Below are 21583 nucleotides of genomic sequence, written 5' to 3'. Positions count from 1 at the left end.
GGAAATTTGTGTCATTTGGCGGTTTAAAAATGAAGAATCAATATTCTGTTAAAAAACAAGCCTCATGCACCAACAAAATAGTGGTGCATGAGGCTTGTTTGCGGAGCATTCCCGGTTTTTAGCGCCAGCCTAAATCAGGTGCAACTTCTTTTACAAGAGTTTCCAGCAAATGAATGTTGTATTCTACTCCCAAGGTGTTTGGAATAGTAATCAGAACGGTATCTGCTTCTTTGATTGCTTCATCTTCTGCCAATTCTTTAACCAGTTTGTCAGGTTCTCCGGCAAAGGTTTTGCCAAAGATTGTTGGGTTTCGATGATAAGCCAGATAACCCACTTGATCTTGTTGAGGTTGTCCATCTTGACCGAATAAGCGACGATCCAAATCTGTTGTAATTGGCTGAATGGAGCGGGTCACAAGGGTTCTTGGTTCAAAATCATGTCCCGCTTGTTTCCATGCTTCTTTATATGCCCGCAGTTGCTTGGCTTGTTGAATATGGAACGGTTCGTTGGATTCATAGTTTACTAACGTAGAAGATTGTAAATTCATTCCCTGTTGTGCGGCCCAAACAGCAGTTTGTTGCGAACCAGCACCCCACCAAATTCGTTGACGCAAGCCTTCTGAATAAGGTTCGATACGTAATTTTCCAGATCCTTGTGGGAACATTGGCTGTGGATTGGGTTCCGCAAATGGTTTTCCTTCAATCAATTTCAAAAATTCAAGGGTTCGTTCACGAGTGATTTCTTTGATTTCTTCTTCACTGTAGTCATAGCCAAAATATTTCCAACCGTCCAGAACTTGCTCTGGTGAACCACGACCTACCCCTAATTGGACTCTTCCTTGTGTAATAATATCCGTCAATCCAGCATTTTCCGCCATGTAGGCAGGATTTTCATAACGCATATCGATAAGTCCTGTTCCAATTTCGATTTTGCTGGTTTTTGCACCGATTGCTGAAAGCAGCGGAAAAGGAGAACCGATTTGCGGAGCGAAATGATGGACCCGGTAATACGCACCGTCGATCCCGATTTTTTCTGCTTCAACCGCTAATTCAATCGATTGCAAATAGGCATCTTGCGCCGTTTTAACAAGTGATCCTTGGTTCATCCAATGACCAAAACTTAAAAATCCGATTTTTTTCAAACTAATTGACCTCCTTTGATCTCTATCTAAAATAGATGGTTTTTTATTTTTAACTTGTCAGGATTTTACCATGATTTTTTCAAAAAGACGAATAATTGTTCTCGGGGGGAGTATGGAGTAGATTTGCAGCCCTTTTGGTAGGAAACTATCTTATTATATTAGGGTTTTATTCCCACTCCAATATTACGGGTATACCAGAAATGCTGTTGAATCAGTGATTCTAGCACTTTTTTAATTCTTAGTGGGAAACAAGATTGATTTAGTAAGCAACTAATAATGTTGGGGATTTACAATAGCACACTTTATTAAAAATCAGGAGCAAGTAAATTGACAAAATAAATTTTTCTGGTATTTTTAGAATGAACGTTCTAGAAAATAAAACACAGGATTTTCGTAAGGAAAGGAGCTTTGATTTTGGGAAGAAGTAAAGAATTTGAAGAAGAAGTCGTTTTGGAGAAAGCCATGCATGTCTTTTGGCAACAAGGCTATAATAATACATCCATGCAAGAGCTTGTCAATGCAATGGGAATTCATAGACGAAGTATTTACGATACTTTTGGGGACAAACACAACTTATTTCTCTTAACTTTGGATCTATATGAAACCACACTTGAAAAAGCAATCATGGAAAATCTATCTGAAAAAATGACTATACATGAACAATTAAAAATAATTTTTTCGATTTTAATTAATGAAAAAAGTCATGCGGGATGCTTCCTTGTGAATTCTGCTACTGAATTAGCGAACGTGGATCCTCTGATAGAGGAGAAAATTCAAAAATATTTTGACCACGAAGAACATCAACTGTTCAATATCCTTTTATTCGCCCAAGAAAAGAATGAACTATCTGCCGCTACGGATATCGAAACACTGGCTAGTTATCTTCATAATGCTTCAGTTGGTATTCGTGTTTTATCAAAAACAACAAGAAACATCAAAAAATTAAATCGGATTATTGAGCAAACATTATCCTTTGTACAATAAAGGGTCAGACAATCATGAAATACACGGTTATTACGGTGCAAGTTCAGGAGTTGGCTATGGAATAGCAGTAGACTTTATAGAAAAAAGGAAGAATTTAATTTTAGTCGCTCGTCGGGAAAATCGATTAGGTGAAGATTTTAGAAAAGAATGCCACGGTATCCAGAAACGCTTTATGTAAATTCAGGGGAAGATATATCGACTATCCAACAATCGATTAAAAATTTGGAAACCGTCAATGCAGAATCATGGGTGGTTTCTTTAAAAGGAGAGAAATGAACAATGAAAGCAGCGCAAATAAAACGTTATTCAAAAGAGATAAATGTGGAAGTTACAGATATTCCCACGCCAAAAATTTCGAAAAATGAGGTGCTTGTGAAAGTCAAAGTGGCAGCTGTTAATCCCTTAGAAATTTTGAATATCACAGGGAGTGTGAAACTCATCCAGGACTATGAAAAACCTTTTACTCTTGGAAATGAATTGACGGGAATTATCGAAGAAGTCGGCAGTGAGGTAACGAATTTTAAAAAAGGTGACAAGGTTTATACCAGATTGCCGATCGATAAGATAGGTGCTTTTGCTGAGTATGTGGCCGTGGATCAAGGCGCAATTGGGTACTTACCTAAAAATCTGGATTTTGTGACAGGTGCCGGTGTTCCGTTGACCGGGCTAACCGCTTACCAAGCCCTAACAGAAATTTTACAAGCTAAGCCTGGACAATCTGTCTTTATTCCTGGTGGATCAGGCAGTTTTGGTCAAATTGCTGTGCCAATTGCAAAACATCTTGGCTTGCGTGTAATTGTCTCTGGAAATGCCGGTGCCAAGGAGCGGATTATCCAAGCGGGAGCCGATCAATACTTAGATTATCGTAAAGAAAATTATTGGGAAGTTTTAAATAAGGTTGATTTTGTCATTGATACGTTGGGAGCAAAAGAAATTGATCGAGAACTTTCCATCATCAAACCGGGTGGTAAGTTACTTAGCCTAATTGCCGGTCCTAATAAGCAATTTGCTATTAAGCAAAATTTACCAAAATGGAAACAAGGGTTGTTTGCTGTTGCTGGGGCTAAATTAGATAAAAAAGCTAAACAGCATGATGTGACCTATCACTTTATTTTTGTCCAAGCAAACGGACAACAACTACAAAAAATTACCGAAATTGTCGAAAAGGAGAACATTGTTCCAGCAATTGATCCTCATGAATTTACTCTAGATGAAGTCAATGAAGCGCTTCTACTGGTAAGAGATGGGCATCCCAATGGTAAGGTAGTGATTAAATTTGACTAAAAAAGAAAGTGAAAAAAATGATGCTCTGGAACAGGATTATTTGACAATCCCCAATCTTTTTTTGGAAACAAATAAGCATGCATTTGCTTATCGAGAAATGGGAGAGAAAGTAGGGATTCCGCTGATAATGCTCCCCCATTTATCCGCAACTTTGGATAATTGGGATTATCGAGTATTAAACCAATTAGCCAAAAATCACTGGGTCATTGTTTTTGATAATGTTGGAGTAGGACTGTCCACTGGCAACGTGCCCAGAACCATTGCTGAAATGGCGGATGATGCCTTGGAATTTATCCATGCTCTAGATGTTAATCAAATCGATCTTCTTGGCCTTTCTATGGGGGGATGATTGCTCAAGAGCTAGTCGTAAAAGAACCTCAACTTGCTCGGAAATTGGTTTTAGTGGGGACTGGTCCGAGAGGTGGACAAGGTATATCTGATGTAACAAGAATAACGAATAAAGACCTTGTACGTTCGATTTTTACTAGGAAAGACATAAAAAATTATTTGTTTTTTACTTCAACAGCAAATGGGAAACAAAAAGCCCAAGAATACTTGAGTCGAATCCATGAAAGAATCGCTGTAAAAGATAGAAATATCCGACTTTCTAGTTACAATAATCAGTTGAAAGCAATCAACCGCTGGGGAAAAGATTCTCATTTGGAGTTATCAAGTGTCACCCAATCAACATTGGTAGTGAACGGCGATCATGATCGAATGGTCCCAACGGTTAATTCTTATCAGCTAGCCAAGGAAATTCCTAATACGAAAATCAAAATATATGAAGACGCTGGGCATGGTTCATTGTTTCAATATCCAGATGAATTTACACAATTAGTAACGTTCTTTTTAAAATAAAATAATGCGAAGAATCAAGATGCAGCTACTTTAAAACAAATGAAAAGTTATTCTTAGACGTAGTGAATTTTTAAAGAAGCTGTCCTTGGAAATATTAATACTATACAAGTTTACGTAGATACTTCTAGCGGGAAGGGCATTCTATCGGTGGCTGGGAAAAATCCTATTTTGAAAACGGCCAGGGACAATGCTTTTTTCTGAAGCTCAGATAGAGCTTGATATACCTGATTAATATCCACAATTGGCGAAAATCCTATTTTATTCTCATTAATCAATATTCGATTGGTTGTGGGAATATTTTTTGTAAAGAATAATTATTTCTGTGGCGGAAACCAGTCATTTTTTTTGCTAATCTTTTTATAGAGAATCCCATCAAATAAAGCCTAAATCAAAAATCCCGCCAGATTTCTCTGGCGGGATTTTGGCGGGGAACCTAATAAAAACAGGCTCTTTTATCCATTCTATATTGAGCTAAATGCCGTTAAATCAACATTTTGTAACCGAGTTAGGTTACTGCTTTATTCCCACTCTGTTTTAAGGGTATGGCATATAAGCGAAAATGCTGTAATATCAAGGATTTTGGAAACGTATAAAATCGAATAAATTATATTTAAAAAAATAAAAAGTGCAATAAAAGTGCAGTATTTGCACCTAAGCAGACCTGATTAAATTCGAAATGGAATTCTAAACTCAATATTCATTTAAATGATAGACGTTCATAATGAGCGTCTATTTTTTATGCTTTGAAAGGTTGTGATACTAACAAATTTTTAAATGAATAAAGTAAGCCAAAAATATTTTATGTGAGAAAGGAACGATACACTTATGGAATTAAAATATGTCATTCCCAATATGGAAAAAACATTTGGTCAATTAGAATATGCTGGTGAAGGGAATATTGAACAACGTCGAGTCAATGGCAGACCAACTATTCTCTCTCGTAGCTACAATTTATACTCAACGATTCAACGAGCAGATGATATTGTTGTCATTCTTCCCTCCGAAGCTGGCGAGAAACATTTTGAATCCGACGAAAAAGTCAGACTCATCAACCCACGTATTACCGCAGAAGGTTATAAAATTGGCAATAGAGGATTTACCAATTACATTATGCACGCAGACGATATGGTGAAAGCTTAAGAAAGGAAAGGTGAAAAAATATGAGATTAGCAGAAGGTATTGTGATTGAAAAAGACCAGACATTTGGCACATTGAAATTTTCCGCTTTACGTCGTGAGGTTCGTATTCAAAATGAAGATGGTTCGGTTTCCGAAGAAATTAAAGAACGTACCTATGACTTAAAATCAAAAGGACAAGGACGCATGATACAAGTCAGTATCCCCGCTTCTGTTCCTTTGAAAGAATTTGACTACAACGCAGAAGTGGAATTAATCAATCCTGTGGCAGATACCGTAGCGACGGCTACTTTTCGAGGGGCAGACGTTGATTGGTACGTGAAAGCAGACGATCTTGTATTAAAAGGACAGACAAAACCTCATCAGAAATATAAAAAAGAAGCGTCCGAAAGTGAAAAATAGGTGTTGCTTATGACAAACACACCATTGATTTTGAAAGAAATTCCGAAAGATGAAGCCATTTCTTTTATTCGGCAATACCATTATTCAAAGATACTCCCTAGATTGTGTAAATACTTTCTAGGGATTTTTTCAGAAGAAAAATTATTAGGCGTTGTGGAATTAGGCTGGGGTACGCAACCCCTACAAACCATACGCAAACTCTTTCCCGACAGTTCCCTTCAAACCACAGATTATTTAGAAATTGGAAAGATGTGTTTTCTTCCAGAAATGAATCAAACCAATTATTTTGGCAGTCAAGCTCTTTCAGCTCTAATTAAGTGGTTGAAAGAACATACGGACTGTCATTTTTTATATACATTGGCAGATGGAATTGAGGGAAAATGTGGCTATGTCTATCAAGCGTCCAACTTCTTTTACTGCGGGTATTTCAAGACAAGTGTCTATCGTGATAAACAGTCATGGGAAAAGATACACCCTCGAAGTGCTCGCCTTTTATTAGAGGAAAATGCTCGTTTTGAACAGGTAGAGAAAAAGCATTGGCTTTCCCAGGCATTTTGCGAATACAAAGGGATTGAGAAAATCAATGGACGCATGTTTCGCTATCTCTATCCGTTGACAAAAGAAGCGAAAAAACTGTTAGGACACACGCTCTATCGACGTCATTATTATCCGAAAGAAAAAGATTTACGCTTTGAAAAGCGAATCGCTTATCGGAAATATGAAGCCATTTCTCAACCAACTTTTGATAAACAGGCTCGTATCTACAATACACAATTATTTTGATAGATGGAAAGGAGGATTTTTATGCCATTGCTTCATGACAGAGGAAAGCGAATCAAAGCCAACGATAAGGACTTGGTCTATCATTTTGTGCTGATTTCATTGCTGATAGTTTTTCTAGTCGTTCTACTCCCTTTTCATTGGAGAACGTTACAATCGGTGAATTGGCAAACAGTTCAGTTAGATACATTTTTCTATCAACTGCATACGCCATACTTTTGGAGCAGTATTCTCACTGCTTTTTTTGTATGCGGACTCATCAGCTGGCTCTATTATCACTATCGCATAGATTCTATAAAACAGTTAGAGCACCGTCAAAAGTTAGCTCGTATGATTTTAGAAAACCATTGGTATGAAGCCGAAGAAACTCAATCAGAGGGATTCTTTAAAGACTTATCCAGCAAGAAAACCAAACAACGAATCCGCCATTTTCCTAAAATGTATTACCGAATGAAAGATGGACTGATCCATATTCATGTAGAAATCACTTTAGGGAAATATCAAGATCAGCTCTTGCACTTAGAAAACAAACTAGAAACAGGCTTGTATTGTGAATTAGTGGAAAAAACGTTGAAAGATTCTTATGTAGAGTATGTTCTACTTTATGACACCATTGGCAATCGAATTGGCATTGAAGATGTGGTAGCTCAAGATGGACGTGTCAAATTGATGGAATCGGTCTATTGGGAGTTTGATTCTCTCCCTCACATGTTAATTGCTGGGGGCACGGGTAGTGGAAAATCCTATTTTATTCTCACATTGATTGAATCTCTCCTGCATACAAATGCGAAGCTTTATATTCTCGACCCTAAAAATGCTGATTTGGCAGACTTAGGAGCGGTCATAGATAATGTCTATTACCGTAAAGACGATATGCTGGCATGTATTAGTCAATTTTACGACGATATGATTGCCCGTAGTGAAACCATGAAGCAACACCCGAACTACAAAACAGGAGAAAATTATGCGTATCTTGGTCTACCTGCGAACTTCCTGATTTTTGATGAATATGTGGCGATGATGGATATGTTAGGTCGTGATAGTGCACAAGTTATGAATAAACTCAAACAAATTGTTATGCTCGGACGACAAGCAGGCTTCTTTTTAATTCTTGCCTGTCAGCGTCCAGACGCAAAATATTTTAGTGATGGTATTCGAGATAACTTTAACTTCCGTGTGGCTTTGGGTCGTATGTCTGAAATGGGCTTCGGTATGATGTTTGGAAGCGATACACAAAAACAATTTTTCTTAAAACCCATCAAGGGAAGAGGTTATGTGGATACAGGAAAAAGTGTGATTAGTGAGTTTTATACACCCCTTGTACCAAAAAGGTATGATTTCTTAGGAGAAATAGGAAAAGTCATTCAAAAAAAGCAATCTGAGCCTGTACCGCACGAAGTGAAAGGTACAGGTTCAGACTTGCTTTGATTGGTGTGGCGTTAGCCACGCCAATCCTTTAGCCCCCTCTACCTAACAGGGGGGCACAAATACAACTGAAAACAGGCAATTCTCATCAACCAATGTTGATGGTACAAGGAATTGCGGAAAATAGGAAAGATGTAAACTCAAGGGTCATAGTTTACATCTTTTTTAGATTGGAGGTTTGCGAATGGAAAACGAAAAAATTTGGATTAAGGAATTGAAAGAAAAGCGACTGGCTTATGGCGTTTCTCAAAATAAACTGGCGGTTGCTTCTCATATTACCAGACCTTACCTATCGGATATTGAAACAGGCAAGGCAGTCCCTACTCAACAGGTGAAAGAAGATTTACTGAACGCTTTGGAACGCTTCAATCCCGATAACCCATTGGAGATGTTATTCGACTATGTACGGATTCGATTCCCTACCAATGATGTGTCTCAAATTATCGGTGAGGTTTTACGCTTGAATATGGATTATATGCTACACGAAGACTTTGGCTATTATTCTTATCCCGAACACTATCGTTTCGGTGATATTGTTGTCCTAGTCTCTCATGATGTAAGTAAAGGGGTTTTATTAGAACTGAAAGGAAAAGGCTGTCGGCAATTTGAAAACTTTCTATTGGCTCAACATCGGAGCTGGTATGGTTTCTTTCAAGATTGCATGGAACATAAAGGTATTTTCAAACGCTTGGATTTAGCCATCAACGATAAAACAGGGATTTTGAATATTCCAGAATTGGCAAAGAAATGTAAACAGGAAGAATGTATTTCCGTCTTTCGGAGCTTTAAAAATTATCGCAGTGGTGAATTGGTTCACCGTGATGAAAAACCAGACATGGGAAACACCCTTTATATTGGCTCATTAAAAAGCGAAGTCTATTTCTGTATATATGAGAAAGATTATGAGCAATACGTGAAAAATGATATTGCCTTAGAAGACGCAGAAATAAAGAATCGCTTTGAAATTCGTTTGAAAAACGACAGAGCCACTCAAGCCATGAAAGATTTGTTGGAACATCAAAATGCAGAAAAAACAGCGTTTGAGATTATCAATCGTTATATTCGCTTTGCCGATAAGGACGAAACCAAGCGACGGAGTGATTGGCAAACCAATGAACGCTGGGAATGGTTTATCGGCAAAAATCGTGGAGCATTACGCCTAACCATACAGCCAGAACCTTATTCTTTTGAACGAACATTGAACTGGTTACATCATCAAGTCGCCCCTACATTAAAAGTCGCAAGCATTTTAGATATTCTCAACGGTACAACCATTATTTCCACCATGATTCATGAAGCCAAACTGACAGAAAAACATGAGAAATTAATTGAACAACAACATCTAGGCATGGAGGATTTGATTACATGAGCCTCTTAACAGAAGAATTAAAGAAGTTAGGGTTTCAAGCGTATATACAAAATACAGGGAAATATACGTCTCTCATTATTGAGGGAAAACGGCAAGCTGGTGATACCATCTATACCTATGATTTTTACAAAGTGAGCTTTTATAAGAATTATACCAGTCGAATAACTGTTTATGGAGAGCATTTAACTCCTTTTCAATTATTAAAGCGTGTAAAAAGCTATATCTACTATCGAGAAAAATATCTTAAGGAAAGGAGGACAATCACATGAATTTTGGGCAGAATTTGTACAACTGGTTCTTGGATAATGCACAGTCATTGGTATTGTTAGCGATTGTCGTCATTGGACTGTTTTTAGGTTTTAAACGAGAATTTTCAAAACTTATTGGCTTTTTGATTATTGCTTTAATCGCCGTCGGACTTGTGTTCAATGCAGCTGGCGTGAAAGATGTGTTATTAAACTTATTTAACCGAATCATTGGTGCTTAACAGATATTTTTCATGATAAAATAGGAAGTATATATTTTGTTATGAAAGGATCCATGAATATGTTTACAAATGATCAATTTAAATCTCTTTTAATTAAAACATTAGAAAGAAAGAGCTCTTCAAATTATTATGAAGGAGGTAACGAGATTGTTTCTAAAATGAAAATATCAGAGGTAACTTTAGATGAGACTAACGAGTTTACTTATTATAAAGGATACAAAAGGGATTGGAATACGCTTTGCACCTATCTTAAAATAAGAGCTCCTTTTGATGATTTAGACTTTTTTGAAAGTCATAAAGATTTGCTTACCCAGACAGCAAGCTCCATATATGATAAACAAGGTGATAATGTATTAGTGGATACTATTTTAGTACCACTTCCAGAGAATTACGAAGTAATTAACTTTAGTCAGTTGAAAATTAGTGATGTGATTTCACAAGCTATTGAAGACGCTGAGTCTTTCATGAGTAATGGTGAATATCAACGTGCCTTTGACAGAGTTCACACTGCTTTTCATGGATATTTAATTGAAATACTAAAAAAATATGAAATTACAGTTCCTAGAGACGAAAATCTATCTAAATTATATAGTAGGATACAACAATTAATTGAAAAAGAAATTCAACCTACTGAACTTGCTGATATAGTGAAGACAACGATAAGGTCATCAAATGGAATGATTAGCTCTCTTAATGAAGCAAGAAATAGGCATTCACTTGCACATCCTAATACAAATATTATTGGAAAGAGAGAAGCAAAACTAATAATAGGTATTTCAAGTACAGTTACAGATTATATTAGCGGATACCTTGATAAGTAGCGTCATTAACTGATTGCTACTTTTTTTTTGACTATATTTTATAAAAAGGATGTGATAAGAATTGGAATTGAAAGTCTATGTGGCAAATTTGGGACGGTATAATGAAGGTGAATTAGTTGGATCATGGTTTACTCCACCAATTGATGAGGAAGAAATGGCAGAAAGAATCGGTTTAAATGAGAACTACGAAGAATACGCCATACATGATTTTGAGCTTCCTTTTGATGTGGACGAATACACGCCAATTAGTGAAATCAACCGTCTATGTGAAGCCATTCAAGAAATCGAAGGTACACCTATTTATAATGAACTCAAAGAAATTCAAGGCATGTGGTTTAGTAGCTTGGAAGAATTACTGGAAAACAAAGAGAATATTCATTGTTATAGTGAATGTGATTCTATGGAAGATGTCGCCCGTTATTATGTGGAAGAAACAGGACAACTTGGTGAAGTACCTTCTAATTTACAAAATTATATTGATTATCAAGCTTTGGGACGTGATATGGAAATAGAGGGAAATTATCTTATCACCTCTCATGGAGTATTTGAGTATTCTAATTAACATGGATTACTCTAAACTAGCAATACTGCTATAATAATTTTATACGTTCTGAATTAAGGAGGATTGTTCAATTGGTAATAATAGATGTTTATGGGAAAATAACAAAAATAAAATTGTCAGATAAATTGAAACTATATATATCTAATGTTTCTGATGACTGGAAGGAAAGCATTATAGAAGACATGTTACAAGAAATTCGACAACAAAAAGTTGACATGGCAGATAATTTGAAAAGGTATGGTAAAACATTTCAAACAGAATATTCTATATCTTATTTGAAAGAAATCGTTCACGCCAATGTTGAAGACTATACAAAATATAATTTAGATTCTATTGAGTCATGTCTTCAATGCCTTGTTGATAATATGATATGTCTATTCTTTGACTATGAATATCAGGATATGCCTTTTTTTGATTGGACAAGCAATTGCTTTGATGGTCGTTTTTGTGAAGAGGATTACGCTGAAAAAGTGATGTATTTTAGTAACTTTGTAAATCATGATATACAAAATGGTATTCATATGAACTGCATTTATACAAGTAATATGAATCCTAAAGAGCATACTAGGATATTATCAAATCTAAGTTTTAGAATTGATTCAAACTTTAAAGGGTGCAGGACTACAGACGACTACATTACGGAACTTAAAAAAATGGGCAACCGAATTGATTCTATACTAAAATCGGAAAACGATTATTACAAATTAGATTATATTATGAACGGGATATATAGTGATAATAGTTATAATCAAAATCATTATTTAAAGACTTTTACTTTGTTAGAACTTGTATTATTAAAACCAAATCAGAATACAAATGAAATTGACAAATTACTAATACCTTATCTTGATAAGAAATATGGAGAGGTTTCGAGTGAAGTAGCAAAATTATTAAGACAAATGAGAAATAAAATCGGACATGGTGATTTCAAAGGTTTTAACGAAAAAGCAGAAAAATTCGCTCAAAAATTTATGAAACACTTTCATTTTGACTATACAGAATACAGTAGATTAAATTGGGTATTACTTCATACCTGCTGTCTTTTAGATGATTTACTCAGAATAACTATTTTTCAACAATTAAAAGTCACAAAATAATTATTATTTTATAGAGCAATCACCTATTTTGATTGCTCTTTTTCTATTTTTACGGAAAGGACGTGAAGACATGAAAAAAATAAGAAGTTACACCAGTATTTGGTCAGTAGAAAAAGTGATTTATGCAATTAATGATTTACAACTCCCTTTTCCCATAACCTTTACACAAATGACATGGTTTATCGTTTCTTTGTTTGTCGTTATAATCTTTGGCAGTTTACCACCACTTTCCTTGATTGACGGAGCACTACTCAAATACTTAGGGATTCCCGTTGTCCTCACTTGGTTCATGTGTCAAAAAACCTTTGACGGGAAGAAACCCTATGGATTTTTAAAATCTATTATTACCTATGCTCTACGCCCTAAAATAACCTATGCTGGCAAACAAATACGATTAAATAAAGAAAAAATGAATGAATCAATCACGATTGTAAGGAGTGAACAATTAAATGGCACACCCCATTAAATATATCGAAGATAATCTCGTATTTAATCATGATGGCGAAGTATTTGCTTATTATGAATTAATTCCCTATAATTACAGTTTTTTAAGTTCCGATGAAAAAGTTCAAGTTCATGATAATTTCCGTCAATTGATTGCCCAAAATCGTGATGGTAAGATTCATGCCCTGCAACTAGCAACCGAATCAAGTATTCGAGCGACACAGGAACAATCGAAAAAAGAAATCACTGGACGATTAAAAGAGATAGCTTACGAAAAAATAGATGAACAGACCGAAGCGTTAGTTTCTATGATTGGTGACAATCAAGTGGACTATCGCTTTTTTATTGGTTTTAAACTCTTGCTGAATGAACAGGAAGTATCGGTCAAAAATATTGGCAAAGACATTCAAAAAGCATTTGCGGAATTCTTTCATGGCGTGAATCACAAGTTGATGGGCGATTTTGTTTCTATGCCTATGTCAGAAATCGAACGCTTTTCTAAAATGGAACAGTTATTAGAAAGTAAATTATCCAGACGCTTTCACATTCGCCCATTGGGGAAAGATGATTTTGGGTATATCATTGCCCACCTTTACGGTCAAACAGGGATTCCTTTTGATGACTACGACTACCATTTACCCAAACGATATGAAGATAAAAAAGTGTTGGTAAAGAAATACGATATTATTAAACCCACTCGCTGTTTAATCGAAGAAAAGCAACGCTACTTACGGATGGAACAGGAAGATACTACCACTTATGTGGCGTATTTTACGATTAACAGTATCGTCGGCGAATTGGATTTCCCCAATAGTGAGATTTTTTATTACCAGCAACAACAGTTCACTTTCCCGATTGATACCAGCATGAATGTTGAAATTGTTGCTAATAAAAAAGCTCTGTCTACCGTTCGCAACAAAAAGAAAGAATTGAAAGACTTGGATAGTCACGCATGGGAAAGCGACAATGAAACCAGTACCAATGTGGTGGACGCTTTAGAATCTGTCGACGAATTAGAAACCAACCTAGACCAAACCAAAGAATCCATGTACAAACTAAGCTATGTGGTACGGGTATCGGCAAAAAATCTGGACGAGTTGAAACAACGTTGTGATGAAGTAAAAGATTTTTATGATGATTTGTCTATCAAATTAGTACGACCTTTTGGCGATATGCTAGGCTTGCATAATGAATTTATTCCCTCAAGCAAGCGATATATCAATGACTATATTCAATATGTCACGTCGGATTTTTTGGCTGGTCTTGGTTTCGGAGCTACACAAATGCTTGGTGAAAATTCTGGTATTTACGTCGGTTACAATCTCGATACAGGCAGAAATATTTATCTCCAACCCAGCCTTGCAAGTCAAGGAATTAAAGGCTCTGTGACGAATGCGTTAGCGTCTGCTTTTATTGGTTCATTAGGTGGCGGAAAATCATTCTCTAACAATATGCTGGTCTATTATTCGGTACTCTTTGGCGGACAGGCAATCATTGTAGACCCAAAAGCTGAACGTGGCAAATGGAAAGAAACCTTACCTGATATTGCCCATGAAATCAATATCGTTAATCTCACGAGTGAGAACGACAATAAAGGGTTACTTGACCCTTATGTGATCTTAAAACTCCCGAAAGATTCAGAAAGCCTAGCCATTGATATTCTCACGTTCTTAACAGGCATTTCCAGCCGAGATAGCGAGAAGTTTCCTGTCCTGCGTAAAGCGATTCGGAGTGTCACTCAAAGCGAACAACGAGGGTTGTTATTGGTGATTGATGAATTGCGAAAAGAAGATACACCCATCAGCAATAGTATTGCTGACCATATCGAAAGCTTTGTCGATTATGATTTTGCCCATCTGTTATTCAGTGATGGCAATGTCACCCAATCCATTAGCTTGGAAAAACAACTCAATATTATTCAAGTGGCAGATTTGGTCTTACCCGATTCCAATAGCTCTTTTGAAGAATACACCACCATGGAATTATTAAGTGTGGCAATGCTGATTGTCATTAGTACCTTTGCTTTAGACTTTATCCACTCTGACCGTTCCATTTTTAAAATTGTTGACCTTGATGAAGCTTGGAGTTTTTTACAAGTGGCACAAGGAAAAGCTCTATCTATGCGTTTAGTTCGGGCAGGGCGTGCCATGAATGCAGGGGTCTATTTCGTTACTCAAAACGCCGACGATTTACTAGATGAAAAGATGAAGAATAATATTGGCTTGAAATTCGCCTTTCGTTCCACTGACCTAGTGGAAATCAAAAAGACCTTAGAATTTTTTGGCGTGGACAAGGAAGATGAAAACAATCAGAAACGCTTACGTGAATTAGAAAATGGACAATGTTTAGTTTCAGACATCTATGGTCGTGTAGGGGTTATGCAGTTTCACCCGATTTTTGAAGAGTTGCTTCATGCCTTTGATACCAGACCGCCTGTGCGAAATGAGGGGGAAAAATGACACAAAAACAAAAGAAATTTCTTCACTATAGTTGGATAACGCTCCTTTGTGTGGGCGTTATTTTACTTTTATTAGGCACGCTGGGCAATGCAGTACAAGCAACAGGCTTAGTTGATGAAACCATTGATACAAGCAACGAGTATTCCAAGTATGGTTTAAATCATTATCAGCTTGATTATTATGTGGACAATAGCTGGGGCTGGCTGCCGTGGAATTGGAGTGACGGCATAGGGCAATCAGTGATGTATGGACTGTATGCCATTACCAATTTCATTTGGACGATTTCTCTTTATCTTTCCAACGCCACAGGCTATTTGGTCAAAGAAGCCTACGCCTTGGATTTCATTAGTCAAACGTCTCAAGCGATTGGTGAGAACATGCAGACCATTGCAGGGATTACACCGAATGGCTTTTCCAGTTCGGGTTTTTATGTCGGCTTCCTTCTTCTTTTTATTCTGATTGTTGGAATCTACGTTGCCTATACAGGACTGGTGAAACGAGAAACGACCAAAGCTATACGAGCTGTGTTAAATTTTGTGGTGGTGTTTATTCTATCAGCTTCCTTTATTGCGTATGCTCCCGATTATATTGCGAAAATCAATGATTTTTCCAAAGATGTGAGCACTGCCAGTTTAGATATTGGGACAAAGATTGTCCTTCCCGATACGGATAGTCAAGGCAAAGACAGTGTGGATATGATACGTGATAGCCTATTTTCTGTTCAAGTCAAGCAACCGTGGTTATTACTTCAATATGGCTCAACCGATATAGAAACCTTAGGTGAAGACCGTGTGGAAAAGTTATTGGCTACCAGTCCAGATACAAACAATGGTGAAGATAGAGAAAATGTAGTGATTGAAGAAATTGAAGATCATGACAATACCTATTTAACACTCCCGAAGACCATTTCCCGATTAGGAACGGTCTTCTTTTTGTTTGTATTCAATATTGGTATCTCGATTTTTGTTTTCCTTCTAACAGGAATCATGATTTTTTCGCAAGTGCTATTTATTATTTTCGCTATGTTTTTGCCAATCAGTTTCCTATTAAGTATGTTGCCGAGTTTTGATGGCATGGGCAGGCATGCCATTACCAAGTTATTTAATGTGATTATGACAAGGGCTGGTATTACCTTGATTATTACCGTTGCCTTTAGTATTTCCACTATGCTTTATTCGCTGTCAGCAAGTTCTCCCTTTTTCATGATTATGTTTTTACAAATTGTGACCTTTGCAGGGATTTATTTTAAACTGGGCGATTTAATGAGCCTATTCTCTTTACAAAGCAACGACTCTCAAAACATGGGCAGACAAGTGTTTCGCAGACCTCGTCAAATGATGAATCGACAAACCAGAAGATTTCAACGCAGTATGAGTAAGATTTTTCGTGGAAAAGCAGGGTCAACGAAGCAAAAGACAATGACAACAAAGCAGAATCAAACCAATAAAGCTAACCATACTCGTCAAAATGAACGGACTACACCAAAGAAAGAAACAGCACTTTCCAATGTGAAAAAGCAACAAGGCGGTATCGGGCAACGATTAGGTGAAAAGACAGCCCATGTATTGGACACGAAAAATCGTCTAGTCAATAAAAGAAAGCAGGCTAAACAACAGATACAGGCGACACCAACCCATGTCAAATATGCCCTTCATCAAGGAAAAGAGAATGTCACTCATAATGTAACAGACTTTAAACAATCTATGGCAGATACCAAAGCTCAACGCAAACAACAGCGTATGAACCAGCAGGAGCAAAAACGAAAGAACATTGCTCAAAAGCGTTTGGAGCTGGATAAAGCAAAAGAAAAAAGACGAAAAGAAAACCCATCATCTCCTGTTCAGAATAACCAGCAGCATGTTCGCAAGCGTCAGCAAACCGTCACGCCTGTTTTGTCACAAAACACTAAACGTGAAAATCATCAGCGACCATTGAAAAAAGAGCAAAAACAAAAGACACCACCGAAGCAATTCAATCAGAGGAAGCTAAATAAAAGAACGGATAAGCGAGGACAACAAACATGAAGCTAAAAATAACAGTGATTTGTAGTGTGGTCTTCTCTCTCTTCTTTTTTCTCTTATTATTCCTAGTCATTTTCTTTGCAGATGATACGGACAGTGGCGAAAACAACAAGGATTCTTCTATTTCACAAGGCGGTGTGACCGTTTCACCAGAAGTGTTGGCACACCGTCCGTTGATTGAAAAATATGGTAAGGAATATGGGATTGAAGACTATGTTTCTTATATCTTAGCCATTATGCAAGTGGAATCGGGCGGTACAGCAGAAGATGTTATGCAAAGTTCCGAATCTTTGGGTTTACCGCCCAACAGTTTGAGTACCGAAGAGTCCATCAAACAAGGGGTTAAATATTTCAGTGAATTATTAACCAGTGCAGAACAACAAGGAGTGGATATAGATTCTGTTATCCAATCTTATAATTATGGCGGTGGCTTTTTAAATTATGTGAGGAGTCATGGGAAAAAATATACCTATGAATTAGCCGAACAGTTTTCTAAAGAGAAGTCGGGTGGTCAAAAAGCAGACTATCCCAATCCCATAGCCATACCTGTGAATGGTGGTTGGCGATATAACTATGGAAATCAGTTTTATGTTCAGTTGGTTTCACAATACCTAACCGACACTTCCCCAACAGAATTTGATGATGAAACCGTGCAAGTCATTATGGACGAAGCCTTGAAATACGAAGGGTTTCCCTATGTCTTTGGAGGGGCGTCGCCTACCACCTCTTTTGATTGTAGTGGCTTAATACAATGGGTGTATGACAAAGCTGGCATTTCTCTCCCTCGTGTCGCCCAAGATCAGTATGACGCTACGCAAGAAATCTCTATGGAAGAAGCCCAAGCAGGCGACCTTATCTTCTTTCATTCAACCTATAATGCAGGCACATATGTGACTCATGTGGCGATATATTTAGAGGGAAATCGCTTTTATCATGCAGGCGACCCAATCGGTTATGGCGACTTAAGCAGTCGTTATTGGCAAGACCATCTGATTGGGGCTAGACGTGTTATTCATAACTAAGAAAGGAATGAATCAAATGATTATAAAAATCGAGCGAAAAGAAAAGAAGGAGAAACCAAAGAAATCTAAAAAACCGAGCAAGCAAAGAAAAGTTCCGATGATTAAAGTTGGCACGCATAAGAAATTAACCTTTGTTTTATGGGTTTTATTGATTGGTAGTGTCGGATTTGGAATCTATAAAAATTTTACTGCCATTGACACTCATACTGTCCGTGAAACAGAAATCATTAAACAGCAGATTGTCGATACCAACCAAGTAGAAAGTTTTGTGAAATCCTTTGCGAAAGACTACTTTTCGTGGCAACAATCCCAAGAAGCCATTGATAAACGAAATGAAAAATTGACCCATTATTTGACGGAAGAATTGCAGGTATTAAATGAAGAAATGATTCGTAAGGATATTCCTACTAGTTCTAGTGTGAACGATATACAGGTGTGGCAGGTTTCTCAAGTGAATGAGAACACCTTTGAGGTACTGTTTTCTGTTGAACAAGTTATTACCGAAGACAAAGACAAGGAAACTATATCGTCTAGCTTTCATGTGGTTGTCCATATAGATGAATCAGATAATATGGTTATTATCAAAAATCCGACAATGAGTAAGAAACCTCAAAAATCGGACTACCAACCCAAACAGCTAGAAAGTGACCATACAGTAGATACAGAAACGATGGACGAAATCACTAGCTTTTTAGAAACGTTCTTCCAGCTCTATCCTACCGCCACAGAAAAAGAATTGACTTACTATGTAAGTAATCATGTGTTACCTATGATTAACAAGGAATATGTTTTCGAGGAATTGGTGAATCCTATCTTTACCAGAAAAGATAACCAAGTAATCGTGAATGTCGCTGTGAAATATTTAGATCAAGAAACAAAGGCAACCCAAATCTCGCAATTTGAGTTGATATTAGAAAAACAAGATAATTGGAAGATTGTAAAATAACAAATATTGGTACATGATTACAGATACTTTGTAATCATGTACTCTTTTTGATAAAAAATTGGAGATTCCTTTACAAATATGCTCTTACGTGCTATTATTTAAGTGACTATTTAAAAGGAGTTAATAAATATGCGGCAAGGTATTCTTAAATAAACTGTCAATTTGATAGCGGGAACAAATAATTAGATGTCCTTTTTTAGGAGGGCTTAGTTTTTTGTACCCAGTTTAAGAATACCTTTATCATGTGATTCTAAAGTATCCAGAGAATATCTGTATGCTTTGTATACCTATGGTTATGCATAAAAATCCCAGTGATAAAAGTATTTATCACTGGGATTTTTATGCCCTTTTGGGTTTTTGAATGGAGGAAAATCACATGAAAATTATTAATATTGGAGTTTTAGCTCATGTTGATGCAGGAAAAACTACCTTAACAGAAAGCTTATTATATAACAGTGGAGCGATTACAGAATTAGGAAGCGTGGACAAAGGTACAACGAGGACGGATAATACGCTTTTAGAACGTCAGAGAGGAATTACAATTCAGACAGGAATAACCTCTTTTCAGTGGGAAAATACGAAGGTGAACATCATAGACACGCCAGGACATATGGATTTCTTAGCAGAAGTATATCGTTCATTATCAGTTTTAGATGGGGCAATTCTACTGATTTCTGCAAAAGATGGCGTACAAGCACAAACTCGTATATTATTTCATGCACTTAGGAAAATGGGGATTCCCACAATCTTTTTTATCAATAAGATTGACCAAAATGGAATTGATTTATCAACGGTTTATCAGGATATTAAAGAGAAACTTTCTGCCGAAATTGTAATCAAACAGAAGGTAGAACTGTATCCTAATATGTGTGTGACGAACTTTACCGAATCTGAACAATGGGATACGGTAATAGAGGGAAACGATGACCTTTTAGAGAAATATATGTCCGGTAAATCATTAGAAGCATTGGAACTCGAACAAGAGGAAAGCATAAGATTTCAGAATTGTTCTCTGTTCCCTCTTTATCATGGAAGTGCAAAAAGTAATATAGGGATTGATAACCTTATAGAAGTTATTACTAATAAATTTTATTCATCAACACATCGAGGTCCGTCTGAACTTTGCGGAAATGTTTTCAAAATTGAATATACAAAAAAAAGACAACGTCTTGCATATATACGCCTTTATAGTGGAGTACTACATTTACGAGATTCGGTTAGAGTATCAGAAAAAGAAAAAATAAAAGTTACAGAAATGTATACTTCAATAAATGGTGAATTATGTAAGATTGATAGAGCTTATTCTGGAGAAATTGTTATTTTGCAAAATGAGTTTTTGAAGTTAAATAGTGTTCTTGGAGATACAAAACTATTGCCACAGAGAAAAAAGATTGAAAATCCGCACCCTCTACTACAAACAACTGTTGAACCGAGTAAACCTGAACAGAGAGAAATGTTGCTTGATGCCCTTTTGGAAATCTCAGATAGTGATCCGCTTCTACGATATTACGTGGATTCTACGACACATGAAATTATACTTTCTTTCTTAGGGAAAGTACAAATGGAAGTGATTAGTGCACTGTTGCAAGAAAAGTATCATGTGGAGATAGAACTAAAAGAGCCTACAGTCATTTATATGGAGAGACCGTTAAAAAATGCAGAATATACCATTCACATCGAAGTGCCGCCAAATCCTTTCTGGGCTTCCATTGGTTTATCTGTATCACCGCTTCCGTTGGGAAGTGGAATGCAGTATGAGAGCTCGGTTTCTCTTGGATACTTAAATCAATCATTTCAAAATGCAGTTATGGAAGGGATACGCTATGGTTGCGAACAAGGATTATATGGTTGGAATGTGACGGATTGTAAAATCTGTTTTAAGTACGGTTTATACTATAGCCCTGTTAGTACTCCAGCAGATTTTCGGATGCTTACTCCTATTGTACTGGAGCAAGCCTTTAGAAAAGCTGGAACAGAATTGTTAGAGCCATATCTTAGTTTTAAAGTTTATGCACCACAGGAATATCTTTCACGGGCATATAACGATGCTCCCAAATATTGTGCAAATATCGTAAATACTCAACTGAAAAATAATGAGGTCATTATTATTGGAGAAATTCCTGCTCGATGTATTCAAGATTATCGCAATGATTTAACTTTTTTTACAAATGGGCTTAGTGTTTGTTTAGCAGAGCTAAAAGGATATCAGGTTACCACTGGCGAACCTGTTTGCCAGACCCGTCGTCTAAATAGTCGGATAGATAAAGTAAGATATATGTTCAATAAAATAACTTAGTGCGTTTTATGTTGTTATATAAATATGGTTTCTTATTAAATAAGATGAA

At 36.7% G+C, this 21583-nt stretch carries 19 protein-coding genes and 2 pseudogenes; 20 read left to right on the top strand and 1 reads right to left on the bottom strand.

Annotated features, from left to right (window positions below):
- Positions 1-118 precede the first annotated feature (118 nt).
- Positions 119-1141, bottom strand: coding sequence for an LLM class flavin-dependent oxidoreductase (locus tag FFM66_RS02560; RefSeq protein ID WP_137604928.1), 1023 nt, complete (start codon positions 1139-1141; stop codon positions 119-121).
- A gap of 414 nt (positions 1142-1555) precedes the next feature.
- On the opposite strand from FFM66_RS02560, the gene FFM66_RS02555 reads away from it, so the two are divergent.
- The 20 genes and pseudogenes from FFM66_RS02555 to tet(M) all read left to right on the top strand — a co-directional run bounded on the left by FFM66_RS02555 (position 1556) and on the right by tet(M) (position 21534).
- The gene (locus FFM66_RS02555; protein ID WP_137604927.1) at positions 1556-2125 is read left to right on the top strand and encodes a TetR/AcrR family transcriptional regulator; all 570 of its coding nucleotides are present in this window, start codon (positions 1556-1558) and stop codon (positions 2123-2125) included.
- Between the two features lie 279 nt (positions 2126-2404).
- Complete coding sequence (locus FFM66_RS02545; RefSeq protein WP_137604925.1) at positions 2405-3409, top strand: NADP-dependent oxidoreductase; 1005 nt, start codon at positions 2405-2407, stop codon at positions 3407-3409.
- Between the two features lie 97 nt (positions 3410-3506).
- Positions 3507-4267 (top strand): annotated as a pseudogene (locus tag FFM66_RS02540) (alpha/beta fold hydrolase).
- 825 nt (positions 4268-5092) lie between these two features.
- Positions 5093-5407, top strand: coding sequence for a YdcP family protein (locus tag FFM66_RS02535; RefSeq protein ID WP_000421280.1), 315 nt, complete (start codon positions 5093-5095; stop codon positions 5405-5407).
- A 20-nt stretch (positions 5408-5427) separates the two neighbouring features.
- A complete protein-coding gene (locus FFM66_RS02530; protein ID WP_001234189.1) occupies positions 5428-5805 on the top strand; it encodes a YdcP family protein in 378 nt (125 codons plus the stop codon).
- A gap of 9 nt (positions 5806-5814) precedes the next feature.
- On the top strand, positions 5815-6588 hold the full coding sequence (locus tag FFM66_RS02525; protein ID WP_000185760.1) for a Mom family adenine methylcarbamoylation protein: 774 nt from the start codon (positions 5815-5817) through the stop codon (positions 6586-6588).
- 21 nt (positions 6589-6609) lie between these two features.
- The gene (locus FFM66_RS02520) at positions 6610-8013 is read left to right on the top strand and encodes an FtsK/SpoIIIE domain-containing protein (RefSeq protein WP_001130247.1); all 1404 of its coding nucleotides are present in this window, start codon (positions 6610-6612) and stop codon (positions 8011-8013) included.
- Between the two features lie 181 nt (positions 8014-8194).
- Positions 8195-9379: a MobT family relaxase gene (gene mobT / locus FFM66_RS02515; RefSeq protein ID WP_000426691.1), complete on the top strand. Its 1185-nt coding sequence runs from the start codon at positions 8195-8197 to the stop codon at positions 9377-9379.
- On the top strand, positions 9376-9648 hold the full coding sequence (locus FFM66_RS02510) for a hypothetical protein (protein ID WP_000055367.1): 273 nt from the start codon (positions 9376-9378) through the stop codon (positions 9646-9648). The genes mobT and FFM66_RS02510 overlap by 4 nt, the downstream gene beginning before the upstream one ends.
- On the top strand, positions 9645-9866 hold the full coding sequence (locus tag FFM66_RS02505; RefSeq protein WP_001009054.1) for a hypothetical protein: 222 nt from the start codon (positions 9645-9647) through the stop codon (positions 9864-9866). Before FFM66_RS02510 ends, FFM66_RS02505 begins: the two co-directional genes overlap by 4 nt.
- 59 nt (positions 9867-9925) lie before the next feature.
- A complete protein-coding gene (locus tag FFM66_RS02500; protein ID WP_000494842.1) occupies positions 9926-10687 on the top strand; it encodes an abortive infection family protein in 762 nt (253 codons plus the stop codon).
- Between the two features lie 61 nt (positions 10688-10748).
- On the top strand, positions 10749-11249 hold the full coding sequence (locus FFM66_RS02495) for an antirestriction protein ArdA (protein ID WP_000421245.1): 501 nt from the start codon (positions 10749-10751) through the stop codon (positions 11247-11249).
- Between the two features lie 71 nt (positions 11250-11320).
- Positions 11321-12346, top strand: coding sequence for a hypothetical protein (locus FFM66_RS02490; RefSeq protein ID WP_000234705.1), 1026 nt, complete (start codon positions 11321-11323; stop codon positions 12344-12346).
- A gap of 70 nt (positions 12347-12416) precedes the next feature.
- Complete coding sequence (locus FFM66_RS02485) at positions 12417-12812, top strand: conjugal transfer protein (RefSeq protein ID WP_000723886.1); 396 nt, start codon at positions 12417-12419, stop codon at positions 12810-12812.
- Positions 12796-15249 carry a conjugal transfer ATPase TcpF gene (gene tcpF, locus FFM66_RS02480; protein ID WP_000941001.1) on the top strand — a complete coding sequence of 818 codons (2454 nt, stop codon included), beginning with the start codon at positions 12796-12798 and terminating at the stop codon, positions 15247-15249. Before FFM66_RS02485 ends, tcpF begins: the two co-directional genes overlap by 17 nt.
- On the top strand, positions 15246-17273 hold the full coding sequence (locus FFM66_RS02475) for a CD3337/EF1877 family mobilome membrane protein (RefSeq protein ID WP_000192390.1): 2028 nt from the start codon (positions 15246-15248) through the stop codon (positions 17271-17273). Before tcpF ends, FFM66_RS02475 begins: the two co-directional genes overlap by 4 nt.
- The gene (locus tag FFM66_RS02470; protein WP_000768374.1) at positions 17270-18292 is read left to right on the top strand and encodes a bifunctional lytic transglycosylase/C40 family peptidase; all 1023 of its coding nucleotides are present in this window, start codon (positions 17270-17272) and stop codon (positions 18290-18292) included. Before FFM66_RS02475 ends, FFM66_RS02470 begins: the two co-directional genes overlap by 4 nt.
- Before the next feature lie 16 nt (positions 18293-18308).
- Positions 18309-19238: a conjugal transfer protein gene (locus FFM66_RS02465; RefSeq protein ID WP_000584387.1), complete on the top strand. Its 930-nt coding sequence runs from the start codon at positions 18309-18311 to the stop codon at positions 19236-19238.
- A 313-nt stretch (positions 19239-19551) separates the two neighbouring features.
- A pseudogene (locus FFM66_RS11530) lies at positions 19552-19599 on the top strand (hypothetical protein); the annotation flags it as partial.
- 15 nt (positions 19600-19614) lie between these two features.
- Positions 19615-21534, top strand: a complete 1920-nt coding sequence (gene tet(M) / locus FFM66_RS02450) for a tetracycline resistance ribosomal protection protein Tet(M) (RefSeq protein WP_000691737.1) — start codon at positions 19615-19617, stop codon at positions 21532-21534.
- Positions 21535-21583: the final 49 nt, after the last annotated feature.

The organism is Enterococcus songbeiensis (assembly GCF_005405265.1).
GTDB lineage: Bacteria > Bacillota > Bacilli > Lactobacillales > Enterococcaceae > Enterococcus_C > Enterococcus_C songbeiensis.
The sequence above is the reverse complement of the archived record's forward strand: the minus strand, read 5'-3'. Positions and strand labels throughout refer to the sequence as shown.

Bases quoted from the DNA above. Each gene is read 5' to 3' on its own strand.
- FFM66_RS02510 (WP_000055367.1), top strand. From the start codon at position 9,376: ATGAGCCTCTTAACAGAAGAATTAAAGAAGTTAGGGTTTCAAGCGTAT.
- FFM66_RS02485 (WP_000723886.1), top strand. From the start codon at position 12,417: ATGAAAAAAATAAGAAGTTACACCAGTATTTGGTCAGTAGAAAAAGTG.
- FFM66_RS02505 (WP_001009054.1), top strand. From the start codon at position 9,645: ATGAATTTTGGGCAGAATTTGTACAACTGGTTCTTGGATAATGCACAG.
- FFM66_RS02535 (WP_000421280.1), top strand. From the start codon at position 5,093: ATGGAATTAAAATATGTCATTCCCAATATGGAAAAAACATTTGGTCAA.
- tcpF (WP_000941001.1), top strand. From the start codon at position 12,796: ATGGCACACCCCATTAAATATATCGAAGATAATCTCGTATTTAATCAT.
- FFM66_RS02500 (WP_000494842.1), top strand. From the start codon at position 9,926: ATGTTTACAAATGATCAATTTAAATCTCTTTTAATTAAAACATTAGAA.
- FFM66_RS02545 (WP_137604925.1), top strand. From the start codon at position 2,405: ATGAAAGCAGCGCAAATAAAACGTTATTCAAAAGAGATAAATGTGGAA.
- FFM66_RS02525 (WP_000185760.1), top strand. From the start codon at position 5,815: ATGACAAACACACCATTGATTTTGAAAGAAATTCCGAAAGATGAAGCC.
- FFM66_RS02520 (WP_001130247.1), top strand. From the start codon at position 6,610: ATGCCATTGCTTCATGACAGAGGAAAGCGAATCAAAGCCAACGATAAG.
- FFM66_RS02470 (WP_000768374.1), top strand. From the start codon at position 17,270: ATGAAGCTAAAAATAACAGTGATTTGTAGTGTGGTCTTCTCTCTCTTC.
- FFM66_RS02465 (WP_000584387.1), top strand. From the start codon at position 18,309: ATGATTATAAAAATCGAGCGAAAAGAAAAGAAGGAGAAACCAAAGAAA.
- FFM66_RS02475 (WP_000192390.1), top strand. From the start codon at position 15,246: ATGACACAAAAACAAAAGAAATTTCTTCACTATAGTTGGATAACGCTC.
- mobT (WP_000426691.1), top strand. From the start codon at position 8,195: ATGGAAAACGAAAAAATTTGGATTAAGGAATTGAAAGAAAAGCGACTG.
- FFM66_RS02530 (WP_001234189.1), top strand. From the start codon at position 5,428: ATGAGATTAGCAGAAGGTATTGTGATTGAAAAAGACCAGACATTTGGC.